The sequence below is a fragment of the Pseudomonas defluvii genome, assembly GCF_001695625.1.
GTDB classification, from domain to species: Bacteria; Pseudomonadota; Gammaproteobacteria; order Pseudomonadales; family Pseudomonadaceae; genus Aquipseudomonas; species Aquipseudomonas defluvii.
In genome coordinates, this window is record NZ_MBPN01000274.1 from 1 (window position 1) to 1,218 (window position 1,218).

Consider the following 1,218-nt stretch of genomic DNA (forward strand, 5'->3'; position numbering starts at 1 on the left):
TAGCAGCCAGTTTCGGTCACGCCTGCTGAACCCAAACCAGCCGTAGCGCGAAACCGATCAGCATGCCACCAAACAGCCATTGCTGGACCTTCTGCGCGATCACGCTTGTTTGCATGCGGCGGCCAATCCAGCCACCAGCGGTGGCGTAGGTCACGTCGAACATCGCGCCGATGATCACCAGGATCACGCCCAAGACTGCAAATTGGCCAAACACGGGCCCCTGGGCCGGATGGATGAATTGCGGTAGCAGCACGGAGCAGAACAACAAGGCCTTGGGGTTGAGGAGGTTGGTCAGAATGCCGCGTCGTATGGCCGCCCGCCCCTGGCCCGGCATACTTACGACAGGCTGGTTGATCGGTGCGCCATGGCTGACCGCCTTGAACATCCTGAGGCCTAGCCAAAGCAGATACCCCGCGCCGGCGAGCTTGACCACCTCGAATGTCCAGGGCAGAACCTTGAACAGCGATGCCAGGCCCACTGCCGCCAGCGTGACATGACAGGCCCGTGCTATTGCTAGACCCAATGCAGTCGCCAGCGCACACCTGCGGCCCTGGCGGGCGCCGGTCTGTAGCAGCAGGATCATGTCGGGGCCGGGCATGAGATAGATCATGGCAAGGGTGGCGAGATAGAGAAGTTTATCGTCCATTGCAGCGACCGTCGGGGCGGGAAGTGGAGACAAAATTCTATGCCGCATAGGCGGGGCAGGTGGTTGCGTAATGAACCCTTAGGTTGGATATTATTGGCAGATAGTGCCAATCAACCCTGACCAAACAGGCTGCCTATGCCAATTCAGCGTCCGAGCTACCCAAGGCTCGATGGTTACGACAAACGCATTCTCGCCGCCTTGCAGCGTGACGGTCGTCTCACCAATGTCCAGTTGGCCGAGGAAATCGGCCTGTCCCCGTCGCCATGCTTGCGTCGAGTACGCCAGCTGGAAGAGGCGGGGGTAATACGGGGCTATCAAGCCAGCCTGGAGGCGGAAGCCGTCGGGTTGGGGTTAACCGTTTTCGTGGGGGTGAAGGTCGAGCGCCATCATGAAGTCGAAGCCGAAAACTTCCGCGTGGCCGTGCTGGCGCTGCCAGAGGTGATCTCGGCGTTTCTGGTCTCCGGTGAGTCGGACTTCCTGCTGCACGTGGTGGTGCCTGATTTGCGCGACTACGAGCGCTTTCTCACTGAGTCGCTACTCAAGCTGCCGGGTGTGCGGGATATTCGCAGCAA

Annotated in this window: 2 protein-coding genes; one reads left to right on the plus strand and one right to left on the minus strand. The window is 60.3% G+C overall.

Annotation, left to right across the window (positions count from 1 at the left end; all coding sequences use genetic code 11):
- Positions 1-16 precede the first annotated feature (16 nt).
- Positions 17-646, minus strand: a complete 630-nt coding sequence (locus EKA13_RS27240; RefSeq protein WP_065762038.1) for a LysE family translocator — start codon at positions 644-646, stop codon at positions 17-19.
- A gap of 135 nt (positions 647-781) precedes the next feature.
- Between EKA13_RS27240 and EKA13_RS27245 the strand changes: the two genes are divergently transcribed.
- The coding region (locus EKA13_RS27245; protein WP_065762039.1) for an Lrp/AsnC family transcriptional regulator at positions 782-1,218 on the plus strand (437 nt) is incomplete at its 3' end.